Annotated in this window: 14 protein-coding genes; 3 read left to right on the top strand and 11 right to left on the bottom strand. The window is 53.4% G+C overall.

The window, feature by feature from the left end; all coding sequences use genetic code 11:
- Nucleotides 1-73: 73 nt before the first annotated feature.
- Nucleotides 74-247, bottom strand: a complete 174-nt coding sequence (locus STSP2_RS17505; RefSeq protein WP_205847865.1) for a hypothetical protein — start codon at nucleotides 245-247, stop codon at nucleotides 74-76.
- 37 nt (nucleotides 248-284) lie between these two features.
- Here STSP2_RS17505 and STSP2_RS10170 point away from each other — a divergent pair, with 37 nt between their 5' ends.
- Nucleotides 285-1025, top strand: coding sequence for a hypothetical protein (locus tag STSP2_RS10170; RefSeq protein WP_205847864.1), 741 nt, complete (start codon nucleotides 285-287; stop codon nucleotides 1023-1025).
- A 3-nt stretch (nucleotides 1026-1028) separates the two neighbouring features.
- Here STSP2_RS10170 and STSP2_RS10165 read toward each other — a convergent pair whose 3' ends face one another.
- From STSP2_RS10165 to STSP2_RS10130, 8 genes are all read right to left on the bottom strand, one after another.
- Entirely contained in the window at nucleotides 1029-1814 is a 786-nt protein-coding gene (locus STSP2_RS10165) for a pseudouridine synthase (RefSeq protein ID WP_146662345.1), read from the bottom strand.
- 184 nt (nucleotides 1815-1998) lie between these two features.
- Nucleotides 1999-3933: a glycoside hydrolase family 32 protein gene (locus STSP2_RS10160; RefSeq protein WP_146662342.1), complete on the bottom strand. Its 1935-nt coding sequence runs from the start codon at nucleotides 3931-3933 to the stop codon at nucleotides 1999-2001.
- 2 nt (nucleotides 3934-3935) lie between these two features.
- Nucleotides 3936-7226 carry a LamG-like jellyroll fold domain-containing protein gene (locus STSP2_RS10155; RefSeq protein WP_146662340.1) on the bottom strand — a complete coding sequence of 1097 codons (3291 nt, stop codon included), beginning with the start codon at nucleotides 7224-7226 and terminating at the stop codon, nucleotides 3936-3938.
- Between the two features lie 15 nt (nucleotides 7227-7241).
- Nucleotides 7242-8459 (bottom strand): LamG-like jellyroll fold domain-containing protein, encoded by a 1218-nt coding sequence (locus tag STSP2_RS10150; protein WP_146662338.1) that lies wholly within the window; start codon nucleotides 8457-8459, stop codon nucleotides 7242-7244.
- Between the two features lie 20 nt (nucleotides 8460-8479).
- Entirely contained in the window at nucleotides 8480-9610 is a 1131-nt protein-coding gene (locus STSP2_RS10145) for a substrate-binding domain-containing protein (protein WP_146662336.1), read from the bottom strand.
- A gap of 86 nt (nucleotides 9611-9696) precedes the next feature.
- A complete protein-coding gene (locus STSP2_RS10140) occupies nucleotides 9697-11895 on the bottom strand; it encodes a LamG domain-containing protein (RefSeq protein WP_146662334.1) in 2199 nt (732 codons plus the stop codon).
- A 42-nt stretch (nucleotides 11896-11937) separates the two neighbouring features.
- Complete coding sequence (locus STSP2_RS10135; RefSeq protein ID WP_169853130.1) at nucleotides 11938-12867, bottom strand: LamG-like jellyroll fold domain-containing protein; 930 nt, start codon at nucleotides 12865-12867, stop codon at nucleotides 11938-11940.
- A gap of 52 nt (nucleotides 12868-12919) precedes the next feature.
- Nucleotides 12920-13813, bottom strand: coding sequence for a type II secretion system protein (locus STSP2_RS10130; RefSeq protein ID WP_146662330.1), 894 nt, complete (start codon nucleotides 13811-13813; stop codon nucleotides 12920-12922).
- 395 nt (nucleotides 13814-14208) lie between these two features.
- Between STSP2_RS10130 and STSP2_RS10125 the strand changes: the two genes are divergently transcribed.
- On the top strand, nucleotides 14209-15189 hold the full coding sequence (locus tag STSP2_RS10125) for a carbohydrate kinase family protein (protein ID WP_146662328.1): 981 nt from the start codon (nucleotides 14209-14211) through the stop codon (nucleotides 15187-15189).
- Between the two features lie 68 nt (nucleotides 15190-15257).
- Entirely contained in the window at nucleotides 15258-16730 is a 1473-nt protein-coding gene (locus STSP2_RS10120) for a sugar porter family MFS transporter (RefSeq protein WP_257787996.1), read from the top strand.
- A 99-nt stretch (nucleotides 16731-16829) separates the two neighbouring features.
- Here STSP2_RS10120 and STSP2_RS10115 read toward each other — a convergent pair whose 3' ends face one another.
- On the bottom strand, nucleotides 16830-17972 hold the full coding sequence (locus tag STSP2_RS10115; RefSeq protein ID WP_146662324.1) for a MalY/PatB family protein: 1143 nt from the start codon (nucleotides 17970-17972) through the stop codon (nucleotides 16830-16832).
- A 250-nt stretch (nucleotides 17973-18222) separates the two neighbouring features.
- A complete protein-coding gene (locus STSP2_RS10110) occupies nucleotides 18223-19134 on the bottom strand; it encodes a type II secretion system protein (RefSeq protein ID WP_257787995.1) in 912 nt (303 codons plus the stop codon).
- Between the last annotated feature and the right edge of the window lie 65 nt (nucleotides 19135-19199).

The following is a 19199-nucleotide window of genomic DNA, read 5'->3' as shown; positions in this document are numbered from 1 at the left end:
GTTTTACCTGCTCTTTGCATGCTTTTGCAGGGCGGTTTGAGCCGGGTTTTAAGACCGGAACTGTCCGGTGTGACTACATGAACGAACTGTCCGGTTTGGCCGCTGGAAGGGTCAATAATGCGGTTTTATGGTCCCACAACGATTCCGGCGACACCGCAAGGGTTTTCGCCATCAGCCCGGCCGGCGAATGTCTGGCGATCGTTACTCTGGCGGGAGTCAAAGCTGCTGACTGGGAAGATATATCCATAGGCCCCGGCCCCCAAAATGGCAAAACATACATTTATGTGGGTGATATTGGGGATAACGGAGAAAATCGGCCTTTCGTGACCGTACACCGCTTTTTAGAGCCGGCAATAGACCCAAATGCTGTTTCCACACCACTAAAAATCCAGGTCAAACCAGAATCCGCCCGGTTCAAATATGAAGATGCGCCCCACGATTCCGAAGCAATGTGGGTGGATCCCACAGACGCCAGCCTTTATTTCGTAACCAAAAGAACCCCCGTAGCACGAATATATCAGGGAAAATGGCCCAAAAAACCGGGCAAAACAACACAAACCCTGCAAACACCGGACGAAAGTAAGCAAAACCCGGATAAATCAGATGAAAACACACAAACCGTGCAAAAACCGGATGAAAATAAGCACACCCTGGATAGATCAGACAAAAGCACTCAAATCCTGCATAAAGTAGGATCGATTCCGATGAAATGGGTCACTGCCGCGGACATTTCCCCCTCCGGCAACCAGATAATCATCAGAAATTACAACCAGGCAATGCTCTGGCACAGACCTGAAGACGAAAATATAGCTGATGCGCTAGCAAAGTCAGGCCAACTTGTACCGCTAGAGGCCGAAAAACAGGGTGAAGCGATCTGTTTTGCAGCGGATGGTAAGGGTTATTTCACCGTCAGCGAGAAAAAACGTCAACCCATATACTATTATGCATGCAAAGGCGTTAGGCGAGATTCTAAGGCGACCGGTTCGGCGGGTGGAGAGTCCGCGTCTGGAAAAGAAAGCGAATAGCGGCTATTTTTTCTTTTTACGGCCGCCCTTTCGGCCTGCTGTTACTCTTTTGAGGTATGCTACCTGGGATTTGGTGAGTGTGCGGTATGCGCCTACTGGCAGGCCCTTCATCTCTATATTGCCGATCTTTGTGCGTTTGAGGCGTTTGACCTTGTAGCCTACGCGTGCGAACATTCGGCGGATCTGGCGGTTGAGACCCTGACGGATCGTGATCTCAACTATTGTGTCCTTTGGCGTTCGGCTGAGTACCTTCACAGCAGCTCGGTTTGTACGCCCTTCCGCGAGCCAGAGTCCTTTTTTGAGCTTTTCGAGATCCTCACCTTCGACGCTGCCGCGGAGTTTTACTTCGTAGGTTTTGGACAGCTCGTATTTTGGATGTGTGAGCAGGTTTGCCAGGCCCGTATCATTTGTCAGTATCAGTGCACCGGTGGTTTCTGCATCCAGGCGGCCTACTGAAATGAGTCTTTCTTTCGTGTCGATCAGGTCGATCGCCTTTTTTCGGCCGTGCGGGTCCTTGTTGGTGCAGATATAGCCGCGGGGCTTGTTTAGCAGAAAATATACACGTTCAGGGCGTTTTAGGCGCTTTCCGCTTACCTTTATTTCGTCTTTGTCGGGATCTACGAAGGCTGGTAATTCGTTGACCATTACGCCGTTGACTTCGACAGCGCCTTCGAGGATGAGATCCTCGCATTTGCGCCTGGAATCAACCCCGGCCGAGGCCATTACCTTCTGTAAGCGTTCCTTGTCCTGCGTTTTATTCTTTACCTGTTTTGGTTTTCTCTTGGCCATATTTGTTTCTGCGTGTATTGAAAACCGGCACCTTTGCCGGCAGCTTATTATACTTAATTCGTTGCAAGTGGTGCGAATTGTAAGAGTTTACAGCGCAAGAGTCAAACGAGAAACCCGCTTTGGGATTAATGAGTCAGATATGCGCGCAGCAAGGATGGGCGTAATTCGGCTGTGGTACCATGCATCAATTGTAATGTGAGAGGCTGAAATCGGCAGGTTTTAGCTGGTAGAGGGTGAAGTCACGAAGAGCAGCTCGGCCGTTTTCTGACCTGAAGATAACAGCATTTGAATTGGGATCGGTGTAGATAACTTCTGTGACCACGTGCTTACCGTTGTTTATAAAGACCTCCAGAACCGTTCGGTCGACGAAGATGTGCAAGTCAATCTTTTCACCCTTTTGCAGATCTAATGGTACAGCGGTCCCTGCGACGGTGAGCTTGCCGGGGGTGTAGACGATGTCCATTGCATCCGAGCCGTCGGCGTTTGAGCAAAGCTGGAGAATACATTTTTCGGCTGAGCCGGGGTCGAGGGTGGTTGTAATCTCGAATGTTTTGCCGGCCTTTTTCATTACAGTTTTGCTGGAGTCTGAGGCCTGAACTAAGTTCCGATTCTGTTTTTCGGTCCTGAGCTGTTTCATCTCGGCGGCGGGTTGCTGGATTATGTTTCCGGCCTTGTCGATAGTCATTATTCGCGGAATGGCCATGACGCCGTTCCAGCCCTGGTCGGGCTTGAAGCCGCGAATCCAGCCGAGAAGGATGCAGCGTTCTTTAGGGCCGTACATAATGTTGGTTGCGTAGTAGTCGCCGCTGTGGTCTATAAGGCCCTTTGAGGTTGCATCGAATTTATATGTTTGCGCGTTGAAGTCACCAACAAAGTACTCGACCGGTCCGTATGGTGAATCGAGCATAACGTGTTTGTCCTGGAGCGGGAAAAAGTTGGGGCATTCGAGGCTGCGGAGGTTTTTGTCGGGGTGCCGGAAGATAATTCCCTTGTAGGTCCAGTCCAGAAGTGAACCGTTTTCGGCTTCATAGATGGTCGCTGCTGCCTCGCCGCCGTCTGCGGGTTCGAGTTTGCCGCCGAGGACCATGAATGTGCGGTCGCCGTGTTCGAATATGAACGGGTCGCGCCAATCCTTTATGAAAGTGTCGCCGTGATCGGACATTTCGAGGAATGGGTTTTGTTTTGGCTTTCGCCAATTGAGCAGGTTTTCGTCACCGATGGCGGCCCATTGTTCGGGAAGTTCGTGGCCGATGGAGGTGTAGAAAATGATCGGAGTGCCCTTCTCATCGAGCCAGGTGCAACCTGAAAAGCAATGCTCTTCGCCTTTTGAGAGTGAGGGTGCAAGTCCGATCGGCAGATGCTGCCAGTTTACGAGGTCACGGCTGCGGGCGTGGCCCCAGTGCATGTGGCCCCACTGGTCGCCGTATGGATTGTGCTGATAGAATATGTGATACCAGCCGTCATGGTGTATGGGGCCGTTGATGTCGTTCATCCACATGGCGGGGGAAGCAAAGTGGTAGACGGGGCGGTGCGGATCATTCTTGACCTGGGGGATGAAGCGTTTGACGTTTGCCATCGCTTTTGCGACGTACATGTTTTCTCCGGTCAGTTTCGGTTTATCGCTCTGGTATATATGGTCGATGTTTATATGGCCCCAGCCGCCGGTATGTTTGTCAATGATCTCGATGCGAGCGGTTTTGTCAATATGTTTAGATACGTCCCAGGTGTGCCAGGTGAGCAGCTCCATGTTCATTCCGGTGGCGGTTTTTACGGGCTTGTCGTCGATAGTAAGCTGAATGCAGGTTTGGTCGGGGTGGTAGCCGCCGCCGATTAGGAAGTTGATATAATCGCGTTTGATCGTGAACGGCGGGGAGATGAGCCTGCCGGTGGAGGCGTCGCCTTCGGTGAATGAATTTACAAGGCAATCGCCCAGATAGCCCTTTACGGTCATTTGTCCAGGGAGAGCTCCGTGCGCTGGGGAGGCGCCGAAGGCCTTACCGCTGATGAACCAGGAGCCATAGTTGGATTGCTCGAAGTCCGCTATCAGTATGTCGTCCTTAGCTGCGAATGCGGTTACTGAGGACAGGAGTATAATTGTGGTGATGAGCAAATTTTTCATGATCAATGATCCATTACAGAACGCAGTTTGTATATGTCAAGATAGTTTATGTGGGCCGTGCCGCTGACGGTATAGAGTTCGACTCCGGTGCTGTCGGAGCGAGTGGGATACACCCTGCTGCTGAAGACGGCACGTTCGTTGACGAAGACATCTATAACGCTGTGGTCGACGTAGATGTGGAACCTGACGGGTTGGCCGGCTGGGTCGAACGGTGCGCTGAGGTGTACCGTTTCGGAGCCGGTGACGTCGAGTGAGGATTGCCGTTTGTCCAGGTTTATTGTGCCCGCGAGACGATCATAGTAGATGAGCGTTTGCTCGCTGCTGTCGGGGCTCTGGAGGACCTTGACGCCGACGATGGCAGCGTTTTGGGGATCGATCTCGGTGTCGATCTCGACCATTTTGCCATAGGCGGGACGGAGGGTGTTGTCGCCAATGCCGGTTGCAAGCGTCTGATCTTCGAGGTGGAGATGGAACTCTCGCAGGGCAGCCAGTTCAGGTGCGGGCTGCTGACGAAGAGTGCCGTCAGGGGCAGCGTATATTTTGCGAGGCAGCGAGAAGGTATGGCGCCAGCCCGCGTTTTCGATGAGCGCGGGTGCCCGCTGTTCGGGTACGATACCCATGATGCGGGGTAAGCCGTCCGACGCGACGTATGCGGCCGGTGCGAGCATCCAGTTGAAGGCGTCCATCTGTCGCGGCTCGGGGTGGTCTGGGGTGAAATGCTCGTTCTGCCAGGTGCCTATCCAATAGAGCAGGTGGGCTGGTCCGTCGTGGTGCATATCGGTGACTATCAGAATGTGCTTGCCGTTGCCGATCGGCAGGAAGATGGGCATTTCCCAATAGAAGCCGGAGGTTGCAACGTCGCCGGTGAGCAGAGGATGAAGGTACTGCCAGTCGTAGAGATTCGGCGATCTGTAGAGCAGTGCCGCCCCGCCGACATCTCCATGAATGCCGGAGCCTATTATCATATACCACTGGCCGTTTTCGTGCCAGACGTACGGGTCACGGTAGTCCATGAAGCCCGGGGGGACATCGCTGAGGACGTGTCCATGTTTCTGCCATGTTTCCCAGCCGTCAACACTGGTTGCGAGCGCGACGTGGGCCTTGCCTTCGATAGCGGTATAGACGAGTGTCGGGATGCCATTGTTTATTACCGCGTTGCCTGACCAGCAGCCGCCAGAATCTATGCCGGGCTCGGGTGCGATGGCGTTGGGCATGTGGTCCCAGTCCGCAAGATTTGAGCTTTTCAGGTGGCCCCAATGGATGTGATCCCAGAAGCTGCCTGAGGGGTTCTTCTGATGGAACACGTGCCATTCGCTGCGGGCGGGGTCGTAAACGAGGCCCGTTGGTTCGTTGGTCCAGTTTGCCGAGGTGCCGGCGTGGTAGCCGGGGCGTCCATTTGCAGGGCCTGTGAAGCGATCAGATGAAGGGATGAGGTCGGGTTCGCTGTCCAAGGGTAAGCCTTTGGCATATTCGGCGCGGATCTGCTGGGGGGTGAGGGTGCGGTTGTAGATTCGCAATTCGTCAAGTATTCCGTTGATCGCACCGTGGGCATAGGGGCCGGACCAGTCGGTATGTATGTCGCGACCGATCATGAGGTCGTTGCCAGCATCGGGAGTGATCGGACGGCCCGCGGGGGTTGCTGCGGAACCGACAAGATTGCCGTCCAGGTAGAGTTTGATGCCCTGATCCTTGTGGAAGGTTGCGGCGATGTGATTCCACTTGTATGTTGGGAGTTCCATGGTGGCCCAGCAACTGTACCAGTTACCGTCGACGGAGAGTGAAAAATTCCAGCGGCCGTAACTGGTGAGGCCGAGAATGTAGCCAGCGGTTGGATGTGTATATTTGCTGACTATGGCGCCGTCGCCGACAGGGTAAGATTCAAGTGCGATCCAGGTCTCGATGGTGAACTGATCGGAGGGCTGGTCCTCTTCGGGGATGTGTTTGGTGACCCAGTTTGTTCCTCCATCGAAGCGGAGTGCATTGCCGAATACGCCCTTTTCCCATTCGGGTTCGTAGAACGGGCTGTTTATGTTAAGCATTGCGTTTGAGGTTTTGTCGCGGGTCTGGTAGCCGTCGACCTCGGAGAAATCGAGAACTACCTGCGCGTTGGGGTAATCGGCTGCCTGCTGGTACGGAGTGACGTCCGAGCCGCTGAGCCAGGATTGGGCAAAGGTTTGCAGGTCGAGCGCGTCCACTATGCAGTCGTCGTTGAGGTCATGTATAGACGGGAACTTGCACTGGGCGAGGGTCGTGGTGAATCGCCAGGTGGTGCCGGTTACCACTTTGTCCGGGAACACTTCATCAACGCGCCAGTGGTACGTTGTTCCTGCTTCGAGCTGGCCTGTCTTGTAAGAGAGCTCGGTCTGTTCGGACACTAAGGTCAGCGGGAAGCTGTCACCCAGATAGACCCGATGGCTGGAGGCGCCCGCAGCGGGTATCCAGTTCAGGGCGGTGCTGATCCACAGGTCAGTCTTATAGTCCACGGGTGTGGGGCCGGTTGCCTGGTTCGGCTTTGGCAGAGATGCGAGCAGATAGCCGTCGGTCAGAACGCCGGTGCTGAATCGTATTTCGTCTATGAGGCCGCGGAAGGTACGGGAGCTGCCGGAGGTTTCGCGTCCAATGAACATCGACTCATCAGAGCCGCGGTATATCTCACTGTTGGAGTAGAATTGCTTGATTGCCGTGTCGTAGCTGCCGTCCTCATTGAGAATGCCAAGAGTTGCACGATCGGCGGCGTCATTGTAGCGAACCACGAAATAGTGCCAGTTGCCGTCGGCATAGTTTCGTTTGCTGATCGTTAGCGACTGGATGCCGCCGGGCATAACGTTGAAGCTGAGGTTCAGTGCTCCGTTGCCGTTTTCGTTAAGGACGAGGCCGTAGCTGAAATCCGAATCGGCCTGTAGAAATATCTGCATGGGGCCTGCGAGCGACTGTTCGCCGTGGGTTCTGAAGAAGCCTTCGACAGTGAAGGAATCTGCGAAGTCTAGGTCGTTGCCGTATTGTGAAGGCGGGAACATCAGTATGCCGTAGCCTGACTGCTGGCCCGCGTCGTAGGCGTGGGTGCCGCCGGTGAAACCGGAGCTGAGGAGGTTTGCAGGCGGAGTGTCGCTGGAAGGGGTATAGCCGGTGATGCCCATGTACCAGAGGTGATTGCCCTGGCCGCTGGCGTCGTTGACCATGGGGTTGCCGCCGATGGGGTCCATAGACCAGAAGCCGACGGTGGCGGCGAAAGCGCCGGGAGAAATAGCTAAGAGAGCGAGGAGTACGAAAAGTATGGATCTATTTGCAGTCATGAGTTTACCCAATTTCTAATACCAACAAGATGTTTCGGGGACTAGTCCGCAGTCGAGCCATGCAGCGGCGAAGTGGGAAAGGTCCTGCATGTTAATGGTGCAGTCGCCGTTGTAGTCGTGCGGCATCGGGCCGTCGCATTCAGTGTAGTGCGTGGTGAAGGACCACAATTCGCCGCGTATTGTGGTGCCGTTCTGCAGGAGCCTGTCGACACGCCAGAGATACGTCGTGCCGGGCTCGAGCTCTGCGGGAATGTAGTAGGTCGTGCCGCTTTGATGGCTTCTGTATGCCGGGGGGTCGGTCTGGCCGAAGTATACGTTATAGGCGAAGACATCCTCACCATCGTCCCATTGAAGCTGGGGCATGAGGGTGACGCCTGTCTGACGCGGGGCCGGCTGAGGGCTGTATTTGGCAGTGATCCTGCCCATAAGGTGCGCGTTTGCCCAATACCCGTTAGTGAGTCTTATTTCGTCTATTAATCCGGCGAACTGGCGGGCACCCTGGAAAGTTTCGCGGCCGATCAGCATGTTGCCGGCACCGCCTGTGATGAGCTCGGTTCCGCTGGAGAGCTGGACCGATTTGTTTTCGGTGCGGCCGTCGGTTGAGGCGGTCATGAGTTCTATGGTGTCGGCGGGGTCGTCGTAGCGGGCAGCGAAATAGTGCCAGGAGCCGTCTGCATAGTTTTTGGCATTGGCTTTGACGGTGACTATTCCGTCGCCGGTTACGTTCACTCCGAAGCAGAGCCAGCCGGGGCCTCCTTCGTTGATGGTGATGCCGTAGCTGTAATCGTTTTCGCCCTGCAGGAGGATCTGCTGTATGCCTGCGGCGGACTGGTTGCCGTGGGTTTTGAAGAAGCCCTCGACGGTGAATGAGTCGTGGTAGTCGAATTCATTGCCGTACTGGTCCTGGGGGAAGAAGAGTATGCCGTCGCCGAACTGTGCACCTGCGTTGTAGGAGGTGCCGTGCGGGAAGAAGCCTGATGAGAAGAGGCTTTGGGGCGGCTGTTCGTGACTGGCGGTGAATCCGGCGTTGCCGAAATACCAGAGGTGGTCGAATTCAACGATCGGTCCACCGGCACCGCCGAGCGGGCCTTCGCCCAGGCCGAATGCGCTGTCGCGAACAACCGGATTAGAGATATGGCTCCATTGCATTGACCAGCGTGCAGTGGTCTGGGCCAGGCATGCAAATGAAGTGGTGCAGACAAATATTAATGCTGCTCTGATGAGGGGAATCATTGGGACATTTCTCCAACGTACTAACGGCTTGTGCTTGTGGGCATCGTGGACTGCCTTACGACGAGTTCGCCGCGAAGGTACGTAGAACGAACCGGCATAGCTGGTGAGGCTATTCGTGCGAGCATGGTTTCGACCGCGACGTTTGCAAGCTCCTCGAAGGGCTGTCTGTAGGTCGTCAGCGGTACCCTGAGATGCGATGCGTATCTGATGTCGTCAACGCCTGCGACACCGATCTCATCGGGAATGTTTATCTGGAGCTGATCGAGGGTATGCATCAGGATGGCGGCTGTGGCGTCGTTGGCGCAGATGAAGGCCTTTTTGCAGGCGTCCGAGGTGATCGAACGGATAAACTCAATGTCCTCGGGCTGAGCCCATCGTACAGAATCTGCGTTTGGTTCCATGCCCGCGTGACGGAGCATCTGCTGGAAGGCGATTATTCGCATGTCGACGGTAGGTGCGGAGAAGGGTCTGCTGAGAAACTCTACTCTTTCGTAGCCGCACTCGATCATGTGCTCGGTGAGTACGGACCCAATATGGAAGTTGTCTATGCCGACCAGATCATATCTGCTTCGCTGGGGGAAGGGGACCACGTCTCGGTCGAGAAGTACGACGGGGATATGGGCCTCTTCGAACCACTGCAGAATGCGGGTGTTTACAGCGTCTTTTTCGGATGTCAGTTCCAAAGGTGCGAAGAAAACGCCGTCGACCTCCTGCTGTATGAATCTTTCAGCTAGTCTGCGGGCGTGCTTCTTTCTTGCTTCGGCATCTTCCGACACTGAACGGCCCCAGAGCAGACTTAGGTTGTTCTTTTCGGCTATGTAAGACATGTAGGCGGTGATAGGTTCGAATATCTCAGTTTCACCGAGACCGGGGACCATAAGGCCGAAAGTCTTGGCGCCGCAGAGTTCGCCCTTGAACTTTACGTATGTGCCCGAACCCACCTTGCGAACGATCAGGCCGGACTGGTGAAGATCGCTGAGCGACCTTGCGACAGTTGGGCGTGAGGTCTTGAACTTCTTGGCGAGGTCGACTTCGGATGGAAGTCGTTCGCCGTTTTTGTAACGGCCCTGAACGATGGCCTTGTGCAGGTATTCGTATATCTGTCGATGCTTAGTTTTCTCGTTTGCGGCTGAAATATCCGGCGTGTTCATTTTGTCACCTGTGTTACAAATCTTATATTGAAAGCGGCAGCAGGAGAGATGTTCTCCTGCTACCACAATAATCGGCTATTTACCGACTAGAATTCGCATGCTTCTTGCGGGATCAGATTACAATTGAGCCAATTTTCCGCCATAGCTGCAAAATCTCTCAGGTCAACATAGCAATTGCCGTCAAGGTCACCTGGCAGGGGCGGATCGCACTGAGGTACGATCGTCGTAAACGTCCAGGTCTTGCCCTGGAGTGTGTTGCCGAGACTGTCGATCTCGTCGACTCTCCAGTAATAGGTAGTGCCCCATTCCAGCGTGCCAGGATCAAAGGTTGTCGATGTCTGATTGCCCTGGAAGGCCATGTTGGGATCGGTGCCGAAGTAGACATCATGGCTGAGTGCGTCTTTGCCGGCGTTCCAGGTAAGAGATGCATTAATGGCAATGCCCTGCTGTCCATTAGCCGGGGCCGGTCCGTATGCCCAGGGAGACATTGCTCCAACTTCGGCGGGTGATAGGGCCTGGTCGTAGATGGTGAATTCGTCGAGCTTACCTACAAAGTTGAGGGTGTTGGACCAGATATTCTGGTAGGTTGCGGCTTTGACTACAGCAGACGCGTCACTCAGGCCGATCTGAGCGGAGCCTATCTGCGAGCCGTCCTGGTAGAGAGTGCACTGGTCGCTCCAGCCGTCGTATGTCGCGGTGATCATCTGCCATGCGTCCTCGGTTACGGGAACGTGCGATTCGACATCGGCACGGTTGCCATACATTGTGATGCCGCTCCAGGGGAACGAGGCGATGTAGCGGATGCTGCCGAACATATTCGGATCAGCGGACGGGTCCTCGGTGTTAACACTTCCGGTAAACATCTGGTCACCCATGCCAGCGATAATGGTTTCCTGGTCAATCGGGTTGTCTACCTGGACGAAAAGGTTCATTGTCCACGAATTTTCAGCGGCCAGAGGCAGGTTGGAAGCATTCTGTTTTACAACTGTTCCGCCACCGTTGAAGCTGAGGCAATTGCCTTCAAATCCGGTCGTCCAGACGGGGTTGGCCCAGCCGTCGAAGATACCGTCATTGCCGTTGCCTGAGTAGTCCTGAACCGTAGAGCCGGAACTGGCATCCATCTTCCATTCCAGAACTTTCTGGGGAGCCTGGCGAGTTGTGAACGACCAGACGGAGCCGTTAACAACGACATTGTTTGAGGCGTCACGGCCGTCGACTTTCCAGTAATAGGTAGTTGCAGGGTCGAGTGTCGGCAGAGCGGTAAATGCTGTTTCGGCTGTATTGCCGAGCAGGGTCAGCTGCGTTTCGGACTCGCCGAAATAGACGTCGTAGGAAGCGATAACCTCTTCATCGCCCCACCACTCGAGCTGAGCGTCGGCAGTGAAAACATTCTGCTGGCCATCTTCCGGTGCAATTACGCTTACGCTTACCGGGACAGCACCCATAAGCTGAGTGTCCTCAACCAGACCTTGGCTGAAGCGAAGCTCGTCGATGAAGCCGTTGAAGTTTCGAGATCCGCTTGCGAAGCTTTCGCGTCCAATCAGCATGTTGCCTGCGCCTTCGTGAAGCAATTCTGAGCCTGTGGGGAGCTTGGTGCTTGCTGCGAACACTGAGCCGTTTTCCTTCATAACAGTGATCGAGAAACGGTCATTGCGGTCGTCGTAACGTGCAGCGAAGTAGTGCCAGGTGCCATCGGCGAAATTAGCTATACCGGGGCCGCCTGCAGCAACAGTGGTTATCTGACCAGTGCCGCCTGCGATCGTATTAACAGCGAACATCAGTGCGCCTTCTCCACCTTCATTGAGGGTGAGATTGTAGCTGAAACCGACCTCGTCCTGAGTGAGGATCTGCTGGAAGCCGTTCTGTGACTGATCGCCGTCGGTCTTGAAGAAGCCTTCTATGGTGAAGGAGTCGGCGAAGTCGAATTCGTTGCCGTAGCCATCCTGGGGGAAGAACAATGCAGCACCTGTCTGTCCCTGCATGTAGCCGGGATAGAAGGATTCGGACCCGCCAGAGAAGCCCGCGTTGAACATGCTGCTCGGTGGTGTATCGTACCCGGCAACGTAGCCGCCTTCGGGGAAGAAATAGAGATTGTCGACTTCTGCTGCGTCCGGGAGACCGCCGGTCAGAGTGCCCTGCCCGGGATCAGTGGCTGAATCAGCTACCACCGGATTGGCTGATCCAGTGTAATCCATGCTCCAATGAGCTATCGTTGTAGCTGCATGCACATTGACAGACATCAACAGTGCGACAGCGATAAGAGTTAGCATTTTACAATACTTCATTATTCAACATCTCCAAAATTCGTTTTCAATGATATTCCCTTGCTACGCTCTGCGTCTTTTCAGCAGAGCCAGACCACCAAGACCCAACAGTGCAACTGTTGCCGGCTCGGGTATTGCCATAAGTTCGGCATCATCCATGGCGTGCGTCGAAAGACGTACTTCGTCGATAAGGCCGGCAAAGCGGTTTACTTCGCCTTCCTGGCGACCTACGATGATGTTGTTGTTACCACCGCTGAGGATCATATCATTGTCGAGTATCTGAGTTTTGCTGTAAGCGCTGCCGTCTTCGCTGTATACCTGCAGGCTCATTTCGTTGGTGTCGGTGTCATAGCGAGCGGCTACGTAGTGCCAGAGACCGTCCTGAAAGCCCGCCTGGCGGTCGTCGGTGGTGACAGTAAGGCTGGCGAAACCGGTTCCGTCCCAGCCCCAAAATTCGAGTCCGCCAGTCCCGGAGGCGCCTGTACTAAGCTGGATATGGCTTGCTGCGTGGCCCTCTTTTGACCAGAGAAGTGTTTCGGTTCCGCCCGTGTTGTCGAGGGATTTGAAGAAGAGCTCGGCTGTGAAGCTGCCGGAATCATATTCGTTGCCGAACTGGTCAGCGGCATAGAACATGTTACCGCCCTGATCGATGACGTGATTGAAATTGTAGGAACCTGTGGATGTGATCCCGTTGAGCATTGCAGAAGGTGCAACGTCAGAGCTTATCGCGTCAGCGCCTGCGCCTTCCATCGGACCCCACAGATAGAGGGGGTCGTGTGCGGGATTGGGATCGCCCGAGTTACCTGCGATCGTTCCCTGTCCTGGAGCGTCGGCACTGTCAACGATCCCGTGGGTAACGGGATTGCCGCCTACGTAGAGTGTGTCGCCGGACCATGCGTCCATTTTCCAGTGATGGACGATTTCAGCAGAAGCTACTGCACTACAAGTTACCATCAACAAGGCCATCAAACAGATCATTCTTTTCGTTTTCATCTTTTCCTCCGAGTTAAAGTGAGATTTACATTGAAACACAGTTTTCAATTGATCATTTACCCAACGGCCAGACAAGTTCAAATACTTCTTCAAGGATATCGCGTCGATCCAGTGAATCATCAGCGATCATATCTCCGAAATCCATCGTTTCCGCATGGCCGTCCAAGAAGACGCCATTGCTTTTTCCGGTTTCCAGATCTCCGCCTGATTTGTGGAACGTTGCAAGGAAATTAACGGGCATAGATTTGAGGATGTATAAAGAATTGTCATCCAGGCCAAAGTTACTGATACCGTCTATTGTCCACGCGTTTTCTTCAGCAAAAGCCAAAACAGAACCAGGTCGTTTCACATTGCTGGCCCTGAGACTTCTGCCGTTTGCTTCGGGGCTTCCCGGTGCACCGGCGGGAGGAGGCATGCTTGTGTCATTGGGATTCCATTTATAGGATTCGACACCAAGCCAATAATTCATGCTATATGAATACTGCGGGTTCATTGGAATTGCGGGTTCGTGGCCCGGATGATGCCCGGCCCCGTCCTGTTTTGCATAGCCTTCAAAGCTGGCACACCTGTGAATGTCCTCATTTTTCAGATAAGGCCATAAACCACCGTCTGGATGCGCCCTTTCGTTGTGCCATACACATTGGGGCGGGCAAGGCGGTCCAGGCTCGTAAGAGCCATCGGACTGAAGGTATTGCCCCTGACTGATCTTGGTGAGGTTGGGCTGTGAGTAGAGCCAGTTATAAACAAAAGGAAAGTAACCATCATTATCGAGAGTGTACAATTCCATCGCCAGCCCGTACTGATGAAGATTGGTTTTGCAGACTACAACTCTTGCACTTTCTTTGACGGTTTGCAAGGCGGGCATCATTATGGCGAGCAGTAAAGCTATAATTGCAATGACGACCAGCAACTCTATGAGAGTGAACGCTTTTCTTACGACTTGCATATAAGCTCCTTGTAGCCGGAATAACGGTCTAGCAATTCATGCCGCCAATTTAGCCTTTAGGCTTACATCTGTCAAGCCTTTTTTAGATTTCGAATGACAAATCTGTAACACACATCTGGTTTTAGACACTTTAGCCATTGAATTCCGAGACTCCTATACCTACATACAACTTGCAATTCGGTCCAAACAATCGCGACTTTGAACCGCCATGAGCCACTTTGTGGTCCCATAACACTAATTTACACGCCAGCACAATATTCCCTTGACAGGCAAAAGGCGAGTTGCTAAGCTCAGGTTTACAACTTTGACGATATTGGCTAAGCCCAGGAAGCAAGTCCAGGGTTGCAACGAGATATGTTTTAGGATTCAGGCTTTTCGGAAGAAGGTTCGGGATTATGTACAAGAGCTCAGAGACCTCACACGTGATCGTAGGAGCAGGCGAAATACTTTGGGATATGCTCCCCGGCGGCAAAAGACTGGGTGGAGCACCGGCAAATGTTGCCTTTCACGCCCACGCCATGGGAGCGGTATCATATATATTGAGTGCTGCAGGAGACGACAAACTCGGTTCCGAAATCAGAGATAAACTTTCGCAACTGGGCGTAGGTCTGGAGTATTTATCGACAAATGAGTATCCTACAGGCACTGTCGATGTCGAGCTGGATGTAAATGGTACGGCCGAGTACATCATAACAGAGAACACGGCATGGGATTTCATATCGTGGCAGGATGGTTTTGAAGAGCTTGCGGGCCGCTGCAATGCTGTCTGTTTCGGTTCTTTGGCACAAAGAAGCCCTGTTTCCAGGGCGACCATACGACGATTTCTGCAACACACTGCGAAAGACTGTCTGAAGGTTTTCGACATAAACTTAAGACAATCATTCTACAGCGCCGAAATAATAGAAGAATCACTGGCTGCAGCTAATATCCTGAAACTCAATGATGGAGAGTTGGAAGTAATTTCAGAAATGCTGGGCATACACGGTGATCAAGAATCTCGGTTGAACCAGATATTGAAAAAATATCAACTGCACTTTGTTGCATTGACAAGGGATTCAAAGGGGAGCATCATGCTGAGCAGTGATGAGGTGAGTTATTGCCCTGGTTTCCCTGTGGATGTGAAGGATACTATAGGGGCCGGTGATGCTTTCACGGCTTCTACGATAGTGAGTAGATTGCAAGGGTTGAGTCTCGATGAAACAAATATATTAGCCAACAGGGTAGCAGGTTTTGTTTGCGGCCGCGCCGGCGCAACTCCCCAGCTTCCCGCCGAGTTGACTGGCGGATTCAAGCGGACACATTCTGAAAGAGCAAAGATCGAACTAAAGAGCAAACGCGGGCGAGATGATGAGCTGCTTACGAAGAAGCGCGGCTAGTCATTTCTTTCAATAGCACAGATAAATACTCGCAAGGCGCGAGGCGTAAGCATGTATTCGGCGTTTTCATGGAGAGAAAGAATATGAAAGTAAACGGAATTTTACTCAGGAGTTCCATCGTCGCGGCGTTGGGCGGGCTGTTGTTCGGGTTTGACACGGCTGTGATATCAGGTACGGTGGATCACCTGGAAAAAGTCTTCCAGGTCGAGGGTTTCTGGCTAGGCTTTACGGTGGCCAGTGCTTTGATCGGAACGATTTTCGGAGCGATGTTTGCGGGCAACCCGGCAGACAGGTTCGGTCGCCGTAACACGCTTTTTATCCTGGCACTTCTGTACTTCGTATCGGCACTGGGCAGTGCCTTCGCGTGGAACTGGTGGTCGTTTATCATATTCCGGTTCATCGGAGGCCTCGGCGTTGGCGGATCATCGGTGGTAGCTCCCATGTACATCGCGGAGATATCTCCTGCAAAGCTGCGGGGCAGACTTGTGGCTGTGGTGCAGTTCAACATCGTTCTGGGTATTCTGCTGGCGTTCTTGTCAAACTATATCGTCGCTGCGCTGGTGGCGGATGCTGTGGAATGGCGATGGATGTTCGGAGTTGAGGCGGTACCTGCTGCGGCATATTTCTTCCTGCTCTTCGGCAACCCGCTGAGTCCCCGATGGCTCGTCGGACAGGGAAAGAGTGATAAGGCTCGCGGGGTTCTCGAATCGATAGGCGTGGACGAGGGTAAGTCGACAGAGGACGAACTGAGGGATATACAGGTATCGCTTGAACGAGAAAACATGCAGGAGAAGGAAGGCTTTTTGACTTTCAAGTGGGAACAGGGCATGAACCCGAAGTATGCGATACCGGTCATGCTGGCTGTGCTGATCGCGATGTTCAATCAGCTCTCGGGCATAAACGCGGTGCTGTATTATGCGCCTAATGTGTTCAAGCTTGCAGGTGCGGACAGGAACGCGTCGCTGTTGAGCAGTGTGGGGCTGGGGTTGACGAATCTGATCTTCACGATGCTTGCGATGCTCGTGATCGACCGTTTCGGACGCAAGAAGCTGATGCTTGTCGGCTCGATCGGCTACATCATAAGCCTTGCCGCGGTCGCTGTGACTTTCCACATGAACGGCAATTTCTCGGCAGCGGCTGAGACGGCCACAGGTGTGACGACGAGCTCGGTGATCGTCCTGGTCTCACTGGCGGTGTTTATCGCATCGCACGCCTTCGGACAGGGTGCGGTCATATGGGTGTTTATCAGTGAGATATTCCCGAACAAGGTGCGGGCGAAAGGACAGTCGCTTGGGGCGTTGACGCACTGGATAATGGCGGCGGTGATCTCGTGGACGTTTCCGATGTTCGCCGATACGCTGGGCGGAACTGCGACTTTTTCATTCTATGGAGGTATGATGGTGCTGCAGTTGCTGTGGGTACTGTTCATAATGCCCGAGACGAAGGATGTGCCGCTGGAGCAGATCGAGCAGAAGCTGGGTATTGTGAGTGCGGAGCAAACTTCCTCGGCCGCCAGCGAACCGGATGAGTTGAGGGCATGACGGAGAAATAAGAACAGACCAATGACAAAGCCGCACGACTTTAGCAGCGTGCGGCTTTTTTATGACCTGCTATAATCTATTACAAGGTCGTATCGGTAATTATACACGCGAAACCGCTGTCTGCATTCTTGTTAGGCCCTGCATGAGGGTCCTGCGCGGACATCCAAAATTCAGCCTTACGAAACCTTCGGCACCGAATTCTTTTCCGTCCAAGAGTCCTACGCCATGTTCGGCAAAAAAACGGGCGGGATCATCCGGGCCCAGGCTTCTTGCGTCGATCCAGGCGAGGTAGGTCGCTTCGATATTCTCAGCGCTGAGTTCCGGGATGCGTTCGTTTACGAAATCCAGAACGAGGTCCCTGTTGGATCGCAGGTATTCGAGCAAATCTTTTCGCCACTGTCCGCTGTCTCTGTACGCTGCCAGTGCGGAGGTGTATGCCAGGGCGTTGACGTGGGGTACGATGCCCTCCATAACGTGCAGGAATCGCCGGCGTAACGATTCATTTGGTATTATCGCGAACGAGCATCCGAGGCCGGCAATGTTGAATGTCTTGCTTGGTGCCATCAGGGTTATTGTTTTTTGCGCGACTTCTTCAGACAGAGTTGCGGTCGGTATGTGTTTTACATCGTCCAGAACAAGGCCGTTATGGATCTCATCTGAGCAGATCACGACGTCATTACTGAGGCATATTTCTGCGATTTTTTCGAGCTCATTTTTGTCCCAAACGCGGCCTGTAGGGTTATGGGGGCTGCAGAGATTAAGGAGGCTGGTTCGCGGTGTGATGGCTTGCTTTAAATTTTGTTCATCGAAAGAGTAACGGCCGTCCTGAATCACAAGCGGAACAGTCACATTCTTGCGGTCGCTTAAGCCCGGCGCGTCCAGGAAAGGCGGATAGGCAGGTGTGAACGTGATTATTTCGTTGCCGGACTCGCCGGTTGATCTGGAGGCGACATTTATGCCGGTGACCAGGCCCGGCAGCCAAACGATCCAGCCGGGCTCGATCTGCCAACTGAATTCATCTGCCAGATATTCCAGGATCGTATTGGTGAGCTCTGCGGGCGGCAAGGTGTAGCCAAAAACACCATGATCCACCCTGGTATGTAATGCCTGGATCACAGCCGGCGGCGCCTCAAAATCCATGTCCGCCACCCACATGGGTATTATATCACGCCCTTTGTATCGATCCCACTTGAGACTTGACGAGCAGCTTCGATCAACAACTTTATCAAAAACTGAATCCATGAACGCATAGCCTTTGCTGCAGGATCATCTCCGTTTGCGCGCGATCAAAAACACAATAACAGCGGTCATAACCACTATTACCATCACCTCACTGGGGCCAAGCAAAACTGCCTGCATCGATTATCCACTCAGAAAAATAGAAAAAGGCCGCACGCGTATACACAAAATGAGTGGTGCACTCTACCACGGCAGCATCAAGCTGTCAAGCAGACCTCGCAAATTGCTGCAGCAAGTAATGTGGCGTCACGATCTATTCTACAGCCTTGCGAGGCAGGTAAAAGACGCCCGGCCCGACTCCTAGTGGATAAACAGTGTCGGGTCTGATCATGATGACCCACATTGGGACCATTTCATTGGCGGGAAAAGACTCAACGTGGCCGTCGGTGAAGCCCGCGGAGATACTTATATCCAGATCGTCCATGGAGGCTGCACCATTTTTGAACCAGTAGGCTCCGCAGGTTGTGTCCTCGGGACATACTGAAGCATCGTCGAATGACCGGCTGCTTGCGAGTGAATCCGGAGTTCGCCAGTTGCCGAATCCAAGGTAGTCGCTTACGAGAATATCGCTTTGGCCGCCGCCCCCGGCCTGTCTTGAGGGGCCAATAAACCTGCGGCCCGCTCGCGAGACGAGTCCTTCGTAATCCCAGTAGAAACAATACTGGCCGATCAGCAGGTCAAGATCAGATGGCGTGTCCGGATTATCCCATGAATCTCCCTGCTCCCACGCATCCTCCATATAGCGATGTTTAGAGGGTGAAAGCGGGCTGGTGAAAGGTTCGGAACTTTCCACATAGTCGCTGAGATACTCGCTGATGGAATTGTGTTTGCGACCGGAGATATAATCCGAAGATTTCATCATACGCGGATCGTTCCAGTTCCAGAACGAGTCCTTACCTATGGTTGCAACTGACTTGGGATAGTCACCGTCATAATCGGCGGTGAAGAGATTTGCAGCCCCCAGGACCGTTCGCTGGTTGGAAATATTCTTGAGATTCTGTGCGCATTGCCGAACCCTGCCTATTGCGGGCAACGAAATGCTGAGAAGCAAAGAGATAATGGCGACCACCACTACCAGCTCCAGCAACGTAAAACCCTGCAGCCCCCTACCTTCAATTCTTTTAAGTCCGCCTGCTATTGAGAGCCTCCGCTTGACAGAAATCAACGAACGAGCAAGCAGAGTTTATACGTATTCTCCACCCCTTGTCAATACAATTGCAGGGAAAATCA

This window comes from Anaerohalosphaera lusitana (assembly GCF_002007645.1).
Taxonomy (GTDB): domain Bacteria; phylum Planctomycetota; class Phycisphaerae; order Sedimentisphaerales; family Anaerohalosphaeraceae; genus Anaerohalosphaera; species Anaerohalosphaera lusitana.
The sequence above is the reverse complement of the archived record's forward strand: the minus strand, read 5'-3'. Positions and strand labels throughout refer to the sequence as shown.

Coding starts and splice junctions, on each gene's coding strand:
- STSP2_RS17505 (WP_205847865.1), bottom strand. CDS start 247: ATGGATATATCTTCCCAGTCAGCAGCTTTGACTCCCGCCAGAGTAACG.
- STSP2_RS10155 (WP_146662340.1), bottom strand. CDS start 7,226: ATGACTGCAAATAGATCCATACTTTTCGTACTCCTCGCTCTCTTAGCT.
- STSP2_RS10115 (WP_146662324.1), bottom strand. CDS start 17,972: ATGGATTCAGTTTTTGATAAAGTTGTTGATCGAAGCTGCTCGTCAAGT.
- STSP2_RS10160 (WP_146662342.1), bottom strand. CDS start 3,933: ATGAAAAATTTGCTCATCACCACAATTATACTCCTGTCCTCAGTAACC.
- STSP2_RS10150 (WP_146662338.1), bottom strand. CDS start 8,459: ATGATTCCCCTCATCAGAGCAGCATTAATATTTGTCTGCACCACTTCA.
- STSP2_RS10135 (WP_169853130.1), bottom strand. CDS start 12,867: ATGAAAACGAAAAGAATGATCTGTTTGATGGCCTTGTTGATGGTAACT.
- STSP2_RS10120 (WP_257787996.1), top strand. CDS start 15,258: ATGGAGAGAAAGAATATGAAAGTAAACGGAATTTTACTCAGGAGTTCC.
- STSP2_RS10130 (WP_146662330.1), bottom strand. CDS start 13,813: ATGCAAGTCGTAAGAAAAGCGTTCACTCTCATAGAGTTGCTGGTCGTC.
- STSP2_RS10145 (WP_146662336.1), bottom strand. CDS start 9,610: ATGAACACGCCGGATATTTCAGCCGCAAACGAGAAAACTAAGCATCGA.
- STSP2_RS10140 (WP_146662334.1), bottom strand. CDS start 11,895: ATGAAGTATTGTAAAATGCTAACTCTTATCGCTGTCGCACTGTTGATG.
- STSP2_RS10125 (WP_146662328.1), top strand. CDS start 14,209: ATGTACAAGAGCTCAGAGACCTCACACGTGATCGTAGGAGCAGGCGAA.
- STSP2_RS10165 (WP_146662345.1), bottom strand. CDS start 1,814: ATGGCCAAGAGAAAACCAAAACAGGTAAAGAATAAAACGCAGGACAAG.